This window comes from Tanticharoenia sakaeratensis NBRC 103193 (assembly GCF_000963885.1).
In the GTDB taxonomy this organism is placed as follows: domain Bacteria; phylum Pseudomonadota; class Alphaproteobacteria; order Acetobacterales; family Acetobacteraceae; genus Tanticharoenia; species Tanticharoenia sakaeratensis.
Genome location: NZ_BALE01000035.1, coordinates 1 through 18,415, shown reverse-complemented (window position 1 = coordinate 18,415; position 18,415 = coordinate 1). Strand labels below are relative to the sequence as shown.

Below are 18,415 nucleotides of genomic sequence, written 5' to 3'. Positions count from 1 at the left end.
AGGCGGGTGAATCGGGCCAGTCGATTGCGAACAACCTCAATGCGCTAGCGAAACAGGCCAGCGCATCGGGCGACAGCAGTCTCGCCGGCACGGCCAGCAGCCTGGCCTCGCAGGCCGCGGGCGGCACCATGAACACGAGCACTGCCGAGCAGACGCTCGCCAGTGCCTGAACGATCGGGAGAGATGTGCGCTGCATCCGCGATGCGTCGGGACCGTGGCGCTCCGGATGCAGCGCACAGTCCCGGGGAAAAGAATTCGGCATCGCGAAATGTGCGGGATAATCCAAAAAAAGACATATTTGGAAAGTCCCCTCGTATTGCACGACCTGTGCGACGCGACGCTGTCATGAGACTGGGTTGAGGCGGGTGGCGTGGTGCCGCGTGTCTGACTTGGGGTCGGATCAGCAGATCTGACGATGGAAACCGAAAAACGGAGACGAGTACTATGACCGACGTTAGCTCGACCAGCACCGACTCGACCCAGAGCAGCATCATGGCGCAGATGAGCGCCATGCAGGACCAGTCGGCCGAGTTCGGCGCTCAGGAATTCGCCCAGCAGATGCAGGCTGAGCAGAACCTCACGCAGATCTCCGACGCGCAGAACCAGGCCAACAACTTCATGCAGACGATGGCCAGCAACGCCAAGTCCGCTGTCGCCAAGGACTGAACAGCCGCCCACTCGATCCGGGCCCGCGTCGCGCCCTCCGGCCGATGCGGGCGTCCGCTCATCTTGAATGCGGGTCATAAAAATTTCGAAGTCCCATCAGGTACGGTGTCATCTGCGCGTCATGAACGGCATCCATGCGGATGCGTCATGCGAACTGCAGGATGAGCTTCTGACGATCGGTTGCGACGGCGCTGCCAGTGTGGCGCTTCTCGACGATGGGCTGGCTGCACGCCATGTGACGCTCAAGCGACAGGACGATGGTTCGCTTCAGGTGGGCGCGCTGGCGGAAGGCGTTCGGATCGATGGTGTAACGCTCGCGCCCAACGATAATCGCGCCCTCACAGCGCCGGCCACAATCGACGTCGGTCCGGTCAGGATTGAAATTCTTTACGAGCAGGTCACGGCTGTTCAGGATGCGCCTGTTCAAGCGGGCGTCATGTCTGCTGCCATGTCACGGCTTGTGGCGGGTCGATCGACGACCGCGCTGATCGCGGGTGTCCTGGGCGCCGCGCTGTGTGCATTCCTGATCAAGCTGATGATCTGGCCGGTGACTGTCGCGCATGCCGTGGTCGCAACAAGCGCCGTGCCGTCGCACCCCGTCATCCGCGCGGATCAGGATGTGCTGTTGAGCGACGACGAACTTGGCAGCAAGGTCGCCGATGCCTTGCGGGCGGCACATGTCAGCGGGATCGATATCACCGCGAAGACGGGGGTTGTGACCATCCAGGGCGATGTCGAGCCTGCCCAATGGGACGCATTGCAGAAAGTTGAACAGTGGTTTGACAGTGCATATGGACAACGCTACGTCTTGTTGCCAAATGTTAAGAAATCGTTAGCATCCGAGTTTGTACTACCGCTCCAGTCTGTCTGGGATGGTACAGGCGCCAATATCGTCGTGCATGGGCAACGCTACGCTGTAGGGTCTGAAGTACAGGACGGTTATCGCGTCGTCTCTATCGCCAATGGTTCAATCGTTATTGCTCACAATGGTCGAAACTCAATTTTCCGTTACTGAAGATCGACCGGGACAGGGAGTAAAGCCGTGTTGAACAGAGTCGAATCAGGTCCGACGCTGCGCCTCGACAAAGCCATCGAGCGCAATATCGCCGATGCCCCGGACGCGCCGACGGCTGTCGAGATGCAGGGATTTCAGGCGGCGATCTCAGGACGCGATGTGCGGCCTGAAGGCATCGATCCGCCCGGCGTCATCGGTGCGTTGTTCACACATATCATGCCCCGGATCAGCAATCCGTCCATCCTGCAACTGGATCGACGGCAGACGCTGCTTCAGCGTCTCGAGGCGCGGGCGGTCTCGCGTGGCGATTCAGCACCCGTCGTTCCGGGCGGTCTGGAATCCGTCCGTCTGGAGCTGAGAAATATCGAACATCTTCGTCGTCAACGCGACAGCCTGATCGGCGGATAAGGTCATGGATCGCGATCAGCGCGAACTGCTGCTCTCCCTCGCCTATCTTTACATCTGCAGCGATCGGGAATGGCGCGCGCTTCCGCTTCTTCTTCTCGTGACCGCGGAAAATCCCGATGACTGCGTCTGTCTGCGCCTGCTGGCGCATGTCTATACGACGGTCGACCGGGCGGAACTTGCGCTCGTCGTGCTTGATCGTGTGTCGCATCTGGCGGGACAGGATATTCACGGAGACAGCCTGCTGAGGGCGCGCGCGCTGCATCGGCTCGGGCGGATCGACGAAGCGCGGCTCAGTTTTGAAAACTATACGCAGGCGCTGCCGGAAAGTGACGCGGCATGAAGCCGTTTCTGTCTTTCTGCCGGACCGCAGGGCAGAGGCAGGATCTTGCGCTGGTTGCCGTTCTGGCCCTGACCGTCGGCATGCTGATCATGCCGATGCCGGCCGCCCTGGCTGACATGCTGATCGGCTGCAATCTGGCGCTGTCGGTTCTGTTGATCATGGTTGCGGTCTATCTGCGGTCGCCGCTGGATCTGACGGCGCTGCCGGGGCTTATTCTCGTCTCCACGGTGTTTCGTCTGGCACTCGAGGTTACGGTCACGCGACTGATCCTGACGTCCGGCGATGCAGGGACGATCGTGCAGACGTTCGGTGAATTCGTGATCGGCGGAAATATCGTCGTCGGTCTTGTGATCTTTGCCATCGTGACGACCGTGCAGTTCATCGTCGTGACGAAAGGCACCGAACGCGTCGCCGAGGTGGGGGCGCGTTTCACGCTCGATGCGATGCCCGGCAAGCAGATGAGTATCGACAGCGACCTGCGCTCGGGCGACATCGATCAGGCCGAGGCACGGCGCCGCCGGCAGGAACTGGCCAGCGAAAGTGCACTGCATGGCGCGATGGACGGCGCGCTCAAATTCGTCAAGGGCGATGCCATCGCAGGACTTATCATCATCGTCGTCAATCTCGTCGGCGGTATCGGCATCGGCACCGTGCAGCGTGGCATGGCGATCGGCGATGCGATGAGTACCTACACGCTGCTCACGGTGGGCGACGCGCTTATCGCGCAGATCCCGGCTCTTCTGCTGTCCATCACGGCGGCCATCGTCGTTACCCGCGTCGGCGGACACGATACCGATCTTGGTCGCGACATGGTCCGCCAGCTGACGGCCCATCGCGGCGCCCTGCGCGTCGCAGCGTTCATGCTGCTTGTCATGGCGCTTGTCCCGGGTTTTCCGAAACCGGTCTTCCTGGCGCTGTCCGCTCTTTTCCTTCTGGGCAGCAAGCCGGACTGGGCGGCATTGCGCGCGCGTCTGAGGTCGAAGGTGCCGGAGATCGATCCGGATGATGTTCTGGATGCGCGTCCCAAGGCCACAGGTGCCATGAAACGGACGATCGACGCGCAGGAGGCTTTTGCGCCCCTGATCGCCATCACACTTTCATCGTCGCTTGATCGTGACGTGGAGCGCGCGCGTCTGGATCAGCTTCTGGCTCTGGCGGCGGCCGAGGTCGAAGGTGAGCTGGGCGTGCGTTGTCCCAAACCCCGCGTGCGTCGGGACCATGATGGCGATGCCTATCGTTTTTCAGTCGAGATCGAGGATGTTCCGGTCGAGCAGCATGAGCTGAAGCCGGGATATCTGCTGTTGCATGACGATCCGGTGCATCTCGATCTCGCGGGAATCGAAGGCGAGACCGGTCATCCGATTCTGGGGCGCGATGCGTCGATCTGGGTGCCTGCCGCGCAGGAAGCGCGTCTGAAGGCGGCCCGGATCGGCTATCACGACGCGGCCGGCATCATGGCGACGCGCTTCCGATCCGCCCTTCGCAAGCACGCGACCCGCTTCATCGGCCTGCAGGAAGCACGTCAGACGGTCCAGCGTCTGGAATCCGAATATGGCGATCTCGTGCGCGAGGCGACGCGGGTCGTGCCGATGCAGCGGCTCGCCGAGATCTTCCGTCGTCTTGTCGAGGAGGAAGTCTCGCTTCGGAACATGCGCCTCATTCTCGAGACACTTGTCGAATGGGGTGACAAGGAAGCCCGGCCGCTGATGCTGGTGGAACATGTCCGACAGGCTCTGTCGCGGCAGATCTGCCATCGTCATGCCGGTGTCCAGAAGACGCTGGCGGCCTTCGTGCTCGGTCAGGATGCGGAACAGGTCGTGCGCCAGGCCGTGCGCGACACGCCGGGTGGCGCGTATCTCGCGCTCGATCCGGACGCGTCCCAGCGTTTTCTCTCCGTATTGCGGAAAAATCTCGCACCTGACATGGCGCGCGGTTCCGGTCACGGGCTGCCTGTCGTGGTGACGTCGATGGATGTGCGGCGGTTCGTCCGCGGCTTCCTCGTCCGTAACGGGTTCGAGAATGGTGTCCTGTCTTACCAGGATCTGGCCGACGATTTTCCGATCCATCCGATCGGGTCGATCGAGCTGGCCGGCACGGCCGGCGCGGTCGAGTCTGCAAGAGCGCAGTAGAGCCGTCTGTTGATCGTCGAGCGTGCGCGCACGTTCTGATGGAGGAATGAAGATGAGACTGATGATCTTGTTGAAGAACGCTGCGATGGCCCGGGACGCCGAACGTGCTCTTCATACGTCCGGTTTCATGGCCGACATATTCGACGATATGGACGATGCGCGAGAGGCCCTTGCCTCCAACGAATACGATCTGATTTTGCGCACGCGTTATGTCGGATCGGCGGACGGCATCGACTGGTTGCGCCAGCGCGCGGCACAGGCCTGCCACAACGAGGGCACGTTCGTCATCATGGTGACGGACAACGAGGACGATCGAATCCTCGCCCTTGAGTCCGGGGCGGACGACAGCGTGTGTTCGAACATCAACCCGCGCGAGCTTGTGGCGCGCGTGCGCGCCGTGCTGCGTCGTCCGCGCGGCACGATCATCGACCTGCATCAGTATGAAGACCTGACATTGTGCAAGCAGAGCCGGGAGGTGCGTGTCTCGGGGGCGCTGCTGCCCCTGCAGCGGCGCGAGACCGATGTGCTGGAGGCGCTGCTGCGGCGTCAGGGCCGGGTCGTCTCGCGCTCCGGCCTCGAGCATGACGTCTATGGCGCACATGCCGCCTATTGCCCGAATTCGCTGGAAGTGCGTGTCAGCCGGATCCGGCGGCAGCTCATGAACGCGGATTCCTCCCTGACCATCGAGACCGTTCGCGGGGTCGGATATCGTCTGGTATCCCGCGAGGCGGCGGGTGCCCGTGCCTGTGTTGCGCGTCCGCGGCATGATCGTGTGGCGCCGTCCGCTTCCGCTCGTACGCCGGCCGTGGCAAAGCGTGCGACAGCCAGGGCATTGTGCTCCGCCTGATCGCAAGGCGCGACCGGGAGACAGGCTGCCCGAACGGAGACCGGATGACGATGTTCGCCCCGAGGACTGGATTGCTGATGGCCTCGGGGCTGCTGGCGATGCTGGCGCAAGTGCTGCCTGCGTCCTGCCCGCAGGCCATGGCTCAGGCGCGCGATCCTGCGCGCGCGGCTCCCGGCGTGGTCGACGTGGGTGCGGGACATGATCTGGCGGTGACGGTCGGCAAGGGGCAGATCGTGCGGCTGTCGCGGCCCGTGGCCAACATCATGATCGCCGACCCCGGGATCATGGATACGCAGTATCTTCCGCACGACATGCTGTTCGTCTTCGGCAAGAAAGTCGGTCGCACCACCGTCATCGCGCTCGATCGTGCCGGACGCACCGTTTTTTCCACGCAGGTCACGGTCAGCCCGGACATGGAGGCCATGGACCACGCCGTGACCGCCGAGGGTGCCCAGGGCGTGAGCCTGCAGTCATCGCCCGGCGGGGTCGTGTTGTCGGGGCGTGTGCCGAACGCCCAGGCCGCGGCTCATCTCGATGAAATGGCCCATCAGTATGCCGGGCGCGGCGGCCGTGTGCTCGACCGGCTCGCGGTAACCGAACCGGTGCAGGTCAGCCTGCGCGTGCGGGTGGCCGAGGTGCAGCGCAGCGTCTCGCAGGAACTGGGCTTCGACTGGAGCACGGTTTTCAACAATATGGGGTCGTTCGCACTCGGTGCCGCGACCGGTGGTCTGAGCGGCGCGCCCAATCTCATTTCGGACGCTGCGGGCAGTTTCAACGGCGTTTCCGGATCTTACAGCAACAGTCATGGATCCGTGACGGGAACGCTCGATGCCATGGCATCGGAGGGGCTTGCGACCATGCTGGCGGAGCCGAACCTGACGACTATGTCCGGCGAGGCCGCGACGTTCCTGTCGGGCGGGCAGTTCCCCGTGCCGATCCCGCAGGGCTTCGGCACGGTGGGGATCAGTTACCAGAGCTATGGCGTGAGCATTGCCTTCACGCCGACCGTGCTGTCGGACGGCACGATCTCGATGCACGTGGCGCCCGAAGTCAGCTCGATCACGACGGATGCCGCCAACGGGGCCTATTCCTTTCCGGGCACCACGGGTTCGACCGTGCCGGCGATCGAGACGAACAAGGCCGATACGACGATCCAGCTTGCGTCCGGCCAGAGTTTCGCAATCGGCGGTCTGATTTCCAACAAGATGCAGAATGCGATTTCGAAAGTTCCGGGCCTGGGTGATATTCCGGTTCTGGGTGCGCTGTTCCGCTCCACCTCGTTTCAGCACAATGAAAGCGAGCTCATCATCGTGGTGACGGCTTATATCGTGCATCCCGGCGATCATGTGCCGGCCTTGCCGACCGATTTTGTCCGTCCGACCACGGCGCTCGAATCCCTTCTGCTCAACCGTACCGCCGTTGCGACGCACCCTTCGGCCGATCCTGAACGCTCTCCCCATCTGATCGGGGCCGGCGGGTTCATGTATCAATGAGCCGCCGTTCTGTCCTGCCGCTGCTCGGGCTCGCACTCGGACTGTCCGCCTGCAATGAAAATCAGGCGATCCAGCACGCGGCGTCCCCGCCGCTTCTCATGGGGCAGATCGAAAACCGCACGATGCTGTCCGATGGCGCTGTGCCGGCCGAGGTGGACCGCGCGGTTGCGGCGCTTGGTGGCGCGCAGGGCGTCCATGTCGTGCTGAATGCCCGCGATCCGCGGCTCGCGGCGCAGGCAGCCGCGCAGCTCAGGCAGGCCGGGGTCGATCCGGCGCGTATTCGAACTGTTGTCGATGCGAACAGCGTCATGTTGCTGCGCGCCTACACGGTGGCCGTTCCGGATTGTTCGAGTGCCCTGCGGCGTTCCTGGTTCGGGGATGTGTCCAACAGCATGACTGCCCTGGGCCAGTGCACGCAGGCGCGCGCGCTGGCGGCGGAGTTGTCCGATCCCGGCGACCTTGTGGCGCCGGCACATTTGCAGGCGGCGAGCGGGGCGCGTTTCGGCCACGTGGTCGAAATCTGGGAGGCCGGTGGAGACCGCAAGGGGGACAGCGGATCGTCAGGCGGAGGCGGCGGCTCGTCCGGTGGCGCGCAGGGCGGCGCCGCATCCGGTGGTGCCACGCAGACGGCTTCCGGCGGCGCATCGTCCACGCCGGACACCGGGACTGCTCAGTCGGGAGTGGCCGACAATCCGCTCCTGTCCGGCGCGCCGCTGTCGGTCGGGGCCAGGAGCGAGTAGAAGCGATCGTTGTCGCGCAGCTCGCGCGTGTTGGCGACCGCCCCCATGCCCACGCGGCGTGCATTCGGAAGGTCGCCGAGCAGAGCGTAGATAATCGCAAGATTACCGTCGATCGTCGCAAGTGTTGCGTCCGATGCGCCGCGCCCCACGGCCTTGTTGCGCAGGCGATCCAGCCCCGTCAGAGCCTCCTGCGGATTGCCGGCAAGGGCGATCGACAGTTCGAGGTTGTTCTCCGCAGCCAGGCTTGATGGATCGAGCGCCAGCGCGCGCTGGTAGGCCGCCTGGGCATGCGTGAAATCCCGCGTGTTATCCAGTGCAATTCCAAGGCCGATCTGCAGCGTGGCACTGTCTGGATGGCGGGCGATGGCGGGGGTGAGGATCGCGATTGCATCCAGCGGCCGCTGCGAGGATGTCAGCAGCCGGGCCTGCAGCACGATGAACCTGAGGTCGCTTTGGGCGTCCGCGCCGGTTCGCGCCTGCCGGATGACAGCCATGGCCTGTCCGAGTTCGCCGGTCGCGGCAAGCGTTTCCGCATACGGCGTGACGTAGGCCGGATCCTGCGGGCGCAGGGCTGCCGCGCGGCCGTAGAAGGAAATGGCCGTCTTGAGATCACCCTGGTCGCGCGCGGCGTCGCCGATATGCACCATTGCCCTGGGATCCTGGGCGGCCTGCCGTTCCCGGGCGATGGCTGCCCTGTTCGACGGGACATTCGACACGCAACCGGTCAGCAGGAGCGGCATCGCGGCGAGTGCGCAGGGGGCGAGACTCAAAAGCCGCGTCCGATGCGGGGTACGTCTCATGATACGCAAAAAGGTCTCCCTGCTGGATCGAGACGGGGCGTGCGGCCCCCGGGGACGCGCCGAGAGGTGTTACAGCAGATCGTGCAGTCCAAGACCAGTCATGTCGCGGCGGCCCTCAGGGCTCCGGGGACGTCGGGCACGGTGGTGCCTGCAGAGCCCGGGGTTGATCCGCCACCGGTCAGGTTGACGTCAGGCTTTCCCGATAGCCTGCACGACAGCGATTGGGACGTTTGCATTCCTGTGGAGCGAGATCATGCGGATCGATACGGCAGTTGGCAGTGCAGGGTCCGGGACCGAGATGCTCGGCCAGCACGAGGCCCAGACCACCAAGACCGACAAGAATGCCGCCTATAATCAGGATCTCGAACAGGGCATGGATCAGGTCGAGCAGAGCGACCCGATGCTGTTTGCCAAGATCATGACGGACGGCCACTCCGGCAACGGCAATCAGCTCGTCGAGGACGAACTGCAGGCCTATAAGGAAGGCGACCTGACGAAGGAGCAGGCGGTCGATGCCGTGTCGGGCGCGCAGTCTCTCGCCAACGACAATGGCGGCGGCAAGATCAACAAGCATGTGAAATCCGACGCGGAAGCGGCCCTCGGCGGGAGCTACATCAAGGGCGGCCAGACGCGCGCAGGCCATGCGATCCTGAAATTTCTCGAAGATATTTCGCCGCTTGCGCAGATGATCAAGGGCATCAAGTCCAAGACATCCGACGGGACGCAGAAGGAGAGCGTGCTCGACGCAGGCCAGGGCGCGCTGCAGTCCGGCGTGCAGCAGGTCATGTCCGACCTGTCCGAGACCGATCCCGCCCTGGCGCAGCAGTTTGCAAAGGATGCCAAGTCCAAGGACGGAAACGCGATGGCGGAAGACCTCGTCGCGGCGGGTCAGGAATCGAGCACGCTGGGCGGCAGTTTTTCCGATTCGGATGCCGCCATGCTGGGCAGTCAGCTGGGGAGCATGGGAAAAGGCAAGATCTCATCGAAGGATGCGGACGCGTTCCAGGCCGAGTTCGGTCAGGGCACGATCGCTCGTGGCAGCTCCAGCGCATCCAAGGGATGGGACAAGTTCGAGAACGGGCTGGGCAATTTCATGTCCTCTCTCGTCTCGCCGGTGACGGACGGCGTGGGCGCGATCGATCAGTTCGCCAAGGGCAACACATCCGAGGGTCTGAAGGATCTCGGCGGCGCGTTCATGGGAGTTGCAAGTGATGCGGCGCTGATCGTGGCGCCCGAAGCCGCACCCGAGATGGAAGGTGCTGAAACGGCAGCCCGCGCGGGCGAGGCCGGGGCCACCGCCGGTGCGGAAGCCGCCGAGGAAGGCGGAACGTCTGTGCTGCAGACGATCCAGAACATTGCGTCCGACGGTTATGATGCGCTCGACTACGCCAGCAACGTCGCGGGCATGGCCGAGAACAACAACGGCACCGGTGGTGGCCGTCTGGGCCTGCTCTAAACCCGGGCGAGACGGCGGCGCGGCATGATCCTTCGACGACGCTTCGTTCATGTTCTCGCCTTCGTCGTCACGGCGGGGCTTGGCTGCATCCTCCTGAACGCCCTGTCCGTTCGGATATTGTATCATGTGCATGTGCCGTTTTCGGCGCTCGTGGCGTGGCCCGCGCTGATCTGGCTTGCCGGTATCGGGGCTCTGGGGGCATGGGTCGACCGGCGGATTCTGGTCAGGATCGACCACGCGGCCCGCGAAACAGATGCGATCAGCCGCGGTCTGCAGGAAGATGGCGCGGTCGTTTCAATGGATCGGGATGAATTCGATCTGCTGACGCAAGGGCTGCACCGGATCAGACGCAGCCTCAGGATGGCCGTTCGACTTGTGGGCGCTGCGAACGACGCGGCCTGATCCCGCCGTCTAGGGATCCTCATCCGCCATTTCGAGCCGGGTCCGGAAAATATCGGCGTCCTCGGCGCATGTTTCCAGACAGCGTTCGATCAGGACGGACCGGCTTGGCGCGTCCTGAGTCATGCGGGCAAGCAGGACCGGCGTCAGGGGCCCCGCGACGTCGATCAGGGCGCGTCCGATCGCCTCGATCTCACCGGGCGTGGCCGGGGCGTCCGGCGGGACGTCGGGCACGGGTGCCATCGCATGGCGCAGCGCCGCAGCGAAGGCGGCCGCGGACTCGAACCGGTCTTCCGGTTTCTTGGCGAGCGCACGATCGATCGCGGTCACGAGGGCCGCCGGTATGGCTGGATGTCGCTCCTGCAACGGCGGGTGCGCGGACGAGACGATGCGCGCGACCGTCGTCGTGTAATCGGGACCGGCGAACGGCAATGTTCCGGTCAACAGGCGATAGAGAATGCATCCGACGGAGAACACATCCGAACGCGGCCCGACACGCTCCCCGACGCAATGTTCGGGCGACATGAGCGCGGCCTCTTCCGCGCGGGCCTTCTGCGCATCCAGCACGTCGCCGACATCGCCGGGCACCAGTCCGAACTCGATGATGCGGAGCCGCCCGTCCGGTGTCGCGAAGAAATTGCGCAGTCGCAGTTCATGCAGCAGAACCCGCCGCTCGTGGGCGCGGGTCAGGGCATCGAGCGCCTGACAGACGAGATCGAGCGCGGTCTCGGCAGGATAGATCCCTCTCGTCTCGAGGGCTGCGGCGTCGTCGAGCGGATCCATGACGATGAAGGCATCGTCGCCTTCGACATGAAGGCTGTGGGGTTGCACCACGGCGGGGTGGTGGAACGTCGTCGCGGCGGCGATGTCGCGCTCCAGCCCTGCGAGATAGGACGCTCGCTCGCGGCCGTCGAACTGGCGCAGGTCGATCTGCCGGAGGGCGACAGCCTGTCCTGTGATGCGGTCGAGACCTGCCAGGAGCACGCCGCGGCGATCGCGGTGAAGAAAGGCGGAGACCTTGTATCGATAGGGCGAATTGTCCGGAAGCCGGTGATCGCCTGACATGACGCGTGTCCTCGTGTTCCGGTCCATGCCGGTGTGGCAGCAGTTATTGCCGCCGCCCGCAGGCCGCGCAATCCCCGGCCGCATGTTCGGTGCGCGCCTGCCGCATTCGCGGTGCCCGTCAGGATCGCGTCAGCTTGCTGCGGTAGCGTGGGTCTCGAGATGAAAAATTGCGGCTCTTTGCTGGCAGGTGCAAGATGACGGACGTATCGGACTCGACGATGTATCTGGACCCGCTCGGGTCATCCTCCCTGCAGACGGGCGCCTCATCCTCGTCTGTGACCGGCATCGGCACAGGGCAGGATTCGGGCGACGGCGAACTGAGCGAGCTCGCGGCGCTGTTCGAAGCCCTGCTGCAGGCGATCGAAAATCAGAAAACATCCGGTCAGGACCAGAGCGGCGGCGGGTCCACGCCTGACATCACAGTACCCGGCAGCACGCCGTCCGCCTCCGCGCCGACGGACACGACGGCGGCGGCAGCGCCCGCCGCCTCGTCGGCTGCGGGCGATCCGACCTCGGCTCCTCAGGCATCCGGCACGATAGCCGAGACGCCCGTCGACAAGACGACATCCGCGTCCACGACGCCGGCTGATACGACTTCCACCCCGGCCTCCACCTCCACCTCGGCCGCGTCGTCGGGCACGCCCACGCAGTCGGATACGGCCACATCGACGACATCGGCCGGGTCAGGCCCAAACGATACGGTCATTACCAACACCAGCACGCATGACGAGAAGATCGGCGAATTCCTCAACGGCGGCTCGACCACGACGCCGTCTGCGGAAATCGATCTCAAGCCCGGCCAGACGGGCGATCTGCGCTATGAGAACGGGCAGGGCGGTTTCGATGCGGAAGCGGATTCCTCCGGCAACTACCAGCCGACGGCCAGCCGTCTCGAGTTCTATGCGGACAGCAACGGCGTGAACAACGATGACGTCAGCGACATCGACGGCGACAACGCGGCAATTGCGGTCAACGACGGTCACGGCCGGTCTGCCGGCGAGACCAAGAGCATTGCGGCTGATGCGCCGTCCGACATCGTGACCAAGGATTCCGGCGGGCTGCCCACGATTGCCGGCTGGTATGACGGCAGCACCCAGAGCATGCAGGACGGCGGCGCCTACATGGAAAACCAGCTCGGCGGAACGGGCAGCGTCTACATCCATCCCGATGACGATCGGAACGGTGCGGGTGAAAACCCGATGACCATGGCGCAGGATAGTAGCCAGACGTATCATGCAACTTTCGGGAATGCCTGATTGCTGACGCGCCCTTGAGGGAAGCGTGGTGCGCTGCGTCGCTTCGGCCCCGGCCTTGGAGACAATTGATCGAGGGCCTTGGTGATTACGGCCGGGTGCGAACGCGTCGTGGCGCGGCTTTGTCAGGTTGGCGAACATTGATCCTGGCGAGCCCGGGTTTGATGTCACGACCGAGATATCCGGCACCCCGTATTGCGGGTTCCGTCTCCCGGCGCATTTCATCACGCAAGCGGTTTGGCTCTACCGCTGCTTTTCATTGAGCCTGCGTGGGACGTGGAAACGATCCCTGGCGGGACGACTACAATGCGGACTCTGCGCGCCTGTGCTCCGTGTCAGGAATGAGAGCGGCAGCTGACCTTGGGCAGCGCATGAGTTGTGCGGTTATTTTCGGCTTGTCGGGCGAAGAAAACATCCTGCCACTTCCGTCACCGCGAAAGCTGCGATGATTTCCGGGCGTTTGTCGCCGGTGGGGTTGGCGCCGATCGGACAGGTGAAGGATCGGGCCCGATCTTCGGAGATTCCCGACGCAATCAGGGCGGATTCGAAGCGTTTTCTTTTCGATTTCGATCCGATGAGGCCGAGATAGGCGAGGTCCGTCCGGTGGAGGGCGGCTTCCAGGATCAGGGCGTCCAGCGTGTGGCTGTGAGTCAGGATGAGGACGGCGCTGCCGGGCGGGGCCTGGGCCAGTTCGGATTGCCAATCCGTGGTGATGCGGGGCTCGGTGTTAGGCGGGATGGGGCCGAATTCCTGGGCGCGGCTGTCGATCCAGATCTGGCGGAAAGGCAGCAGGCTGAAGGCAGCCGCCATGGCGCGACCGACATGGCCTGCGCCGAACAGCAGGATGGTGGGGCGTGCGGCGTAACTCTTTGCATCTTCGGCACGCAGCGCCTCGATCCCCGCAGCATCAAGGCGTGTGATGGAAAGGCTGACATGGCCGCCGCAGCACTGGTTGATCGACGGACCCAGAGAAATCTCGTGATTTTCGAGAATATTTTCGCCACGAAGGAGACGGCGCGCATTGTCGATCGCGTCCGATTCCAGGCGGCCGCCGCCGATGGTTCCGTGAATTTCAGTGGGGGTGACGAGCAGACAGGCGCCCGTTTCGCGAGGAGTGGAGCCGCGCGCGTGGGTGATGCGGATTTCGGCGATGGGATCGCCTTGGGCCTGCCAGATGTTCAGGGTACGGGCGAGGGGTGTGATGGCCATTTTCATCGTTCTTTTTTGGGAAAAAGAACCAAAAAACTTTTATCCGTTTTGGAAGCTCTGGTTGGAGCACAGTCTGGGGCTTCTTCCGAATAAAAGTATTTTTGCTTCCTTTTCTACAGAACAGAAGGTTCTCCCTACCCCACTGGATCCCTTACCGGATCGGCGTCCGTTGCCGGAACCTCGATCTTCGTTCCATGGCCTGTGGCGCTTTTTCCTGCGCGCAGACGTTCGATGCAGGCCAGCACCGTCTCCGGTGTGGCGGGGGCATCGAGGCGCGGGCAGGTGCGGTGGTCGTCGAGGCTTGCGACGGCATCGGAGAGCGCGAACAGGACGCAGGCGGCGAGCGCGAAGGGCGGCTCGCCGACGGCCTTGGAGCGGAAGATGGTGGCCTTGCGGTTGGGTACGTCTTCCAGCAGGGCCACGTTGAAAACGCGCGGCATGTCGAAGGCCGTCGGGATCTTGTAGGTGCTGGGCGCGTGGGTGCGGAGCGCGCCTTTCTTGTCCCAGACCAGTTCTTCCATGGTGAGCCATCCTGCCCCCTGCACGAAGCCGCCTTCGATCTGGCCGCGATCGATTTCCGGATTCAGGGACAGGCCGGCGTCATGGAGAATATCGACGCGATCGATGCGATATTCCCCGGTCAGCGTGTCGATGACGATTTCGGCGCAGGCGGCGCCGTAGGCGAAATAATAGAACGGATGGCCGCGGCCCGTTGCGGGATCCCAGGAAATTTCGGGCGTCTTGTAGAAGCCGCTGGAGGACAGCGACACACGGGCGAGATAGGCCTGCCTGACGACGGCCGCGAAGGATTCGACCAGCGTCCCCTGCCCCGTTTCCATGTGGATTTCGCTGTTATGGAAGCGGATCGTTCCGGGATCGGCGTTATAGCGCTCGGCTGCGAAATCGCGGATGCGGTCGCGGATTTTCGTTGCGGCATCCAGCACCGCCATGCCGTTGAGATCGGCACCCGACGAGGCGGCGGTGGCCGATGTGTTGGGAACCTTGTCGGTCGTGGTGGCGGTCAGGCGGATATCGGATTGCGGCAGCCCGAAGACGCGTGCTGCCACCTGCATCATCTTGGTATGGAGCCCCTGCCCCATTTCCGTGCCGCCGTGATTGATCTGCACGGAGCCGTCCGTATAGACGTGCACGAGCGCACCGGCCTGGTTGTAGTGCGTGGCCGTGAACGAAATGCCGAATTTCACGGGCGTCATGGCGATGCCGCGGCGCAGCACCCTGCCCTCTTCCGCGGCTTTCGCGTTCGAGGCGCGCAGTGCGGCCTTGCGGGTATCGTATCCGCAGCGTCTGGCGAGGTCGGTCAGGATGGCGGCCGTGATGCTGTCTTCCACCGTCATATGGTACGGCGTGAGCTGGCCGTTTTCATAGACGTTGCGAAGGCGGACCGTATTGGGGTCGAGCCCGGTTGCGAAGGCGATCTCCTCGATCACGCGTTCGGCGGCGAGTGCGCCCTGCGGCACGCCGAAGCCGCGGAAGGCCGTGTTGGAGACGGTGTTGGTGCGCAACGGCAGCGAGCGCAGACGCACGGCGGGATAGAAATAGGCGTTGTCGGCGTGGGTGAGCGCGCGGTCGATGACGGGGCCGGACAGATCGGCCGACCAGCCGCAGCGGCAGGCCAGCAGCATGTCCACGCCGTGGATCTTCCCGTCGTCGTCGAAGCCGACCGTGTAGTCGATGGCGAAGTCGTGCCGCTTGCCGGTCATGACCATGTCGTCGTCGCGATCCAGCCGGAGCCGGGCGGGACGGCGCGTGTGGTGGGCGACGAGCGCTGCGAGGCAGGCTGTCTGGTTGGCCTGTGTTTCCTTGCCGCCGAAGCCGCCGCCCATGCGGCGGACGCTGGCCGTGATCGTGTTGGCGGGCACGTCCAGCAGGTGGGCGACCATGGCCTGCGTTTCGGTCGGATGCTGGGTCGAGGACCAGACGATCATTTCCGGGCCTTCGCCGGGGAGAGCGAGCGCTGCCTGACCTTCGAGGTAGAAATGCTCCTGCCCGCCCATGACGATACGGCCCGAGAGCCGGCGTGGCGCTGCGGCAATCGCGGCTTCGGCGTCGCCGCGCGTCATGGTGCGGCCGGGGACCGCGCAGGGTGCCCGGGCTTCGCGGGCGGTGTCGATGTCGAGGATCGGATCGAGGGTTTCCGTCTCGACTACGGCGCGACGGACGGCGGCGCGGGCCTGCGCGCGCGTCTCGGCTGCGACGACGAACAGGATCTGGCCTTCGGATGTGATGCTGTCGGTAACGAACAACGGCTCGTCATGGGCGCCGATCGGGCTCGTGTCGTTCTGGCCGGGGATGTCGGCGGCGGTGAGGACGGTGATCACGCCGGGTGCGGCCCGGACGGCCGAGAGGTCCATCGAGACCAGACGACCATGCGCGATCCGGGTCAGGCCGGGTGCGAGGTGCAGGGTGCCGCGCGGTTCCGGCAGGTCGTCGATGTAGGTGGCGGTGCCGGTGACGTGGAGGGCGGCACTTTCATGCAGTGTCGGCTTTTCGACGACAGGCTTCGGGCTGCGCTCAAGCATGGACGCTCTCCTCCTGGCCGAGATGGGCGTGATGCAGCCGGGTCATGAGGTTGCGGGCGACCGTCAGGCGATAGGCGGCGGAGGCGCGGAAATCCGAGATGGGGGCGTAATCCTGGGTGATGGCGTCCTGCGCGCGGGCGAGGGCCGTGGCATCGAAGGGTGTGCCGGTCAGAGCCGCCTCGGCGCGGGGGGCGCGCTTCGACGTGGCGGCCATGCCGCCGAAGGCGATGCGGGCGTCCGTGATGAGGCCGTCCGTCACGGTCAGGCGACAGGCGCAGAGGATCGCGGAGATGTCCTGATCGTGGCGCTTGGAGATCTTCCAGGTGCGGAACAGGCTCTCGGGCTGGTGCGGGACATGGACGGCTTCGACGAATTCGCCGGGCCTGCGATCCTGCTTGCCGTAGTCGATGAAGTAGTCCTCGAGCGGAAGCGTGCGGCGGGAATTGCCATGGCGCAGGGTGAGGGTGGCGTTGGCTGCGATCAGGATCGGCGGCCCGTCGCCGATGGGGGAGCCGTTGGCGATGTTGCCGCAGACGGTGCCGGCCGCGCGGACCTGACGGCCGCCGAGGCGGCGCAGGGTCGGCTCGGCCGCAGGCAGCAGGCGGGTGAGGGCGGGCAGGGCCTGCTCCCACGTGGCTGCGGCCCCGATGGTCAGGCCGACGTCGTCCTCCCTGATCGTGTTCAGGTCGGTGGCGGTGGTGGTGAGGATGACATGGGGAAGCGTCCTGCCGCCCTTGTTGATCCAGATGCCGATATCGGTGGCGCCGGCGAGCAGGGTGGCGTCGGGATGCGATGCGCACAGCTCCGCGAGCTGATCGGCGGTGCGGGGGATGTCGATCCGGGTGGCGCCGGCGTCGATGTGCAGCGGGGTGGTGCGATCGAGCGCGCGGAGCCGGTCGCGGATCGTGGTGCCGAGGGTGTCGGCCCAGGCTTTCGTGGCCGGCGTGGCCTCTTCGAGAGCGCGCAGGATGGGGGCGTAGCCGGTGCAGCGGCACAGATTGCCGGAGAGCGCGTCCGGGCCGCCGGTTGCGGGATCGGTCGCGGCGGCGGTCATGGCCATGATGAAGCCCGGCGTGCAGAAGCCGCACTGGGAGCCGCCATGGTCGATCATGGCGGTCTGCATCGGATGCAGCGCGGGCGCTGCGGCATTGCCCGCGGGATAGCCGCCCGCCAGATCCTCGATCGTGAAGATCTGTGTGTTGTCCAGCATGTAGACGTATTGGATGCAGGCGTTCAGCGCCTTCCAGACAAGCGTTTCCCCGTCTGCGTCGAGGCGGACGGCGAGGATCGTGCAGGCGCCGCAGTCGCCTTCGTTGCAGCCCTCCTTCGTGCCGGTGCGGGCACGGTTCAGCCGCAGCCAGTCGAGCAGGCTCATGGCGGCCTCGGGGCCGGTCACGGTGCAGGGGGCGTTGCCCAGCCAGAAACGGATCGCATTGGTCATGGCTGTACCCTACAGCGAGGTCCGGCTCGGCGCGCAAGCGGCAAATGGCGGTCGGGTCATTGTTTCGCCGCGTTCGGGGTGCCAGATGGAGACAGGCCGCGAAGGCGCGGTGGGAGTAAGGTGTGTCGTGAGAAATCGGGTTGTTCGGGCCCTCTGCCTGGCCGGTCTGCTGGGTGTGGCATCGGAGGCGCTGGCCGCGCCGGGTGTGGTTCCGGGAGGTGTGACGATGTTTGCCGGGCCGTCGCCGGCCTATCCGGTGGTCGTGTCGCTGCCGCCGGGCACGCCGGTCGAGGTGTTCGGCTGTCAGTCGGGCTGGGGCTGGTGTGACGTGGCCAACGGCCCGTATCGTGGCTGGGCCGCGGGCAATCAGGTCGAGCTGCTGTACAACGATGCGCCTGCGCCGCTCGAGACCTACGGGCCGGTGATCGGCCTGCCGCTTCTGGGCTTTGCCTTCGGGTCCTACTGGGGCGCGCATTACCGCCATGAGCCCTGGTATGCGGCGAATGATCGCTGGGGCGGACGACCCGGCGGTCCCGGCATGGGGCCGCGGGGCTTTGGACCGCAAGGTGGCGGCTTCGGTCGTGGTCCCGTCATGGGCGGGGGGCCGCGCGAGC

Annotated in this window: 17 protein-coding genes; 12 read left to right on the top strand and 5 right to left on the bottom strand. The window is 64.9% G+C overall.

What is annotated here, in order from left to right; translation table 11 throughout:
• Positions 1-444 precede the first annotated feature (444 nt).
• The 8 genes from B8446_RS11510 (at position 445) to B8446_RS11475 (ending at position 7,638) form a co-directional block, all read left to right on the top strand.
• A complete protein-coding gene (locus B8446_RS11510; RefSeq protein WP_048849753.1) occupies positions 445-666 on the top strand; it encodes a hypothetical protein in 222 nt (73 codons plus the stop codon).
• 121 nt (positions 667-787) lie between these two features.
• A complete protein-coding gene (locus B8446_RS11505) occupies positions 788-1,681 on the top strand; it encodes a SctD/MshK family protein (RefSeq protein ID WP_048849751.1) in 894 nt (297 codons plus the stop codon).
• A 30-nt stretch (positions 1,682-1,711) separates the two neighbouring features.
• Positions 1,712-2,089, top strand: coding sequence for a hypothetical protein (locus tag B8446_RS11500; RefSeq protein WP_048849748.1), 378 nt, complete (start codon positions 1,712-1,714; stop codon positions 2,087-2,089).
• Between the two features lie 4 nt (positions 2,090-2,093).
• Positions 2,094-2,429: a tetratricopeptide repeat protein gene (locus tag B8446_RS11495; protein WP_048849746.1), complete on the top strand. Its 336-nt coding sequence runs from the start codon at positions 2,094-2,096 to the stop codon at positions 2,427-2,429.
• On the top strand, positions 2,426-4,558 hold the full coding sequence (gene sctV, locus B8446_RS11490; protein ID WP_048849744.1) for a type III secretion system export apparatus subunit SctV: 2,133 nt from the start codon (positions 2,426-2,428) through the stop codon (positions 4,556-4,558). The genes B8446_RS11495 and sctV overlap by 4 nt, the downstream gene beginning before the upstream one ends.
• 52 nt (positions 4,559-4,610) lie before the next feature.
• Positions 4,611-5,405 carry a response regulator transcription factor gene (locus B8446_RS11485; RefSeq protein WP_158507580.1) on the top strand — a complete coding sequence of 265 codons (795 nt, stop codon included), beginning with the start codon at positions 4,611-4,613 and terminating at the stop codon, positions 5,403-5,405.
• 44 nt (positions 5,406-5,449) lie between these two features.
• Positions 5,450-6,898, top strand: a complete 1,449-nt coding sequence (locus B8446_RS11480) for a type II and III secretion system protein family protein (protein WP_048849740.1) — start codon at positions 5,450-5,452, stop codon at positions 6,896-6,898.
• Positions 6,895-7,638, top strand: coding sequence for a hypothetical protein (locus B8446_RS11475; RefSeq protein ID WP_048849739.1), 744 nt, complete (start codon positions 6,895-6,897; stop codon positions 7,636-7,638). Before B8446_RS11480 ends, B8446_RS11475 begins: the two co-directional genes overlap by 4 nt.
• Here the strand turns inward: B8446_RS11475 and B8446_RS11470 are convergent.
• The gene (locus B8446_RS11470; protein ID WP_084712295.1) at positions 7,569-8,438 is read right to left on the bottom strand and encodes a tetratricopeptide repeat protein; all 870 of its coding nucleotides are present in this window, start codon (positions 8,436-8,438) and stop codon (positions 7,569-7,571) included. The two genes, B8446_RS11475 and B8446_RS11470, sit on opposite strands and share 70 nt — an antisense overlap.
• A 253-nt stretch (positions 8,439-8,691) precedes the next feature.
• On the opposite strand from B8446_RS11470, the gene B8446_RS11465 reads away from it, so the two are divergent.
• A complete protein-coding gene (locus B8446_RS11465; RefSeq protein WP_048849736.1) occupies positions 8,692-9,894 on the top strand; it encodes a hypothetical protein in 1,203 nt (400 codons plus the stop codon).
• 24 nt (positions 9,895-9,918) lie between these two features.
• Positions 9,919-10,296: a hypothetical protein gene (locus tag B8446_RS11460; protein WP_048849734.1), complete on the top strand. Its 378-nt coding sequence runs from the start codon at positions 9,919-9,921 to the stop codon at positions 10,294-10,296.
• Positions 10,297-10,305: 9 nt separating this feature from the next.
• On the opposite strand, the gene B8446_RS11455 is transcribed toward B8446_RS11460, so the two are convergent.
• Positions 10,306-11,358, bottom strand: a complete 1,053-nt coding sequence (locus B8446_RS11455) for a serine/threonine protein kinase (RefSeq protein ID WP_048849732.1) — start codon at positions 11,356-11,358, stop codon at positions 10,306-10,308.
• A 194-nt stretch (positions 11,359-11,552) separates the two neighbouring features.
• On the opposite strand from B8446_RS11455, the gene B8446_RS16280 reads away from it, so the two are divergent.
• A complete protein-coding gene (locus B8446_RS16280) occupies positions 11,553-12,614 on the top strand; it encodes a hypothetical protein (protein WP_048849730.1) in 1,062 nt (353 codons plus the stop codon).
• A gap of 381 nt (positions 12,615-12,995) precedes the next feature.
• Here B8446_RS16280 and xdhC read toward each other — a convergent pair whose 3' ends face one another.
• From xdhC to xdhA, 3 genes are all read right to left on the bottom strand, one after another.
• Positions 12,996-13,820 carry a xanthine dehydrogenase accessory protein XdhC gene (xdhC, locus tag B8446_RS11445; RefSeq protein ID WP_048849758.1) on the bottom strand — a complete coding sequence of 275 codons (825 nt, stop codon included), beginning with the start codon at positions 13,818-13,820 and terminating at the stop codon, positions 12,996-12,998.
• A gap of 134 nt (positions 13,821-13,954) precedes the next feature.
• A complete protein-coding gene (gene xdhB / locus B8446_RS11440) occupies positions 13,955-16,360 on the bottom strand; it encodes a xanthine dehydrogenase molybdopterin binding subunit (RefSeq protein WP_084712293.1) in 2,406 nt (801 codons plus the stop codon).
• The gene (xdhA, locus tag B8446_RS11435; RefSeq protein WP_048849728.1) at positions 16,353-17,801 is read right to left on the bottom strand and encodes a xanthine dehydrogenase small subunit; all 1,449 of its coding nucleotides are present in this window, start codon (positions 17,799-17,801) and stop codon (positions 16,353-16,355) included. The genes xdhB and xdhA overlap by 8 nt, the downstream gene beginning before the upstream one ends.
• Between xdhA and B8446_RS11430 the strand changes: the two genes are divergently transcribed.
• Positions 17,800-18,415: SH3 domain-containing protein (locus B8446_RS11430; RefSeq protein WP_241767758.1), on the top strand; the 616-nt coding region annotated here is incomplete at its 3' end. The genes xdhA and B8446_RS11430 overlap by 2 nt on opposite strands.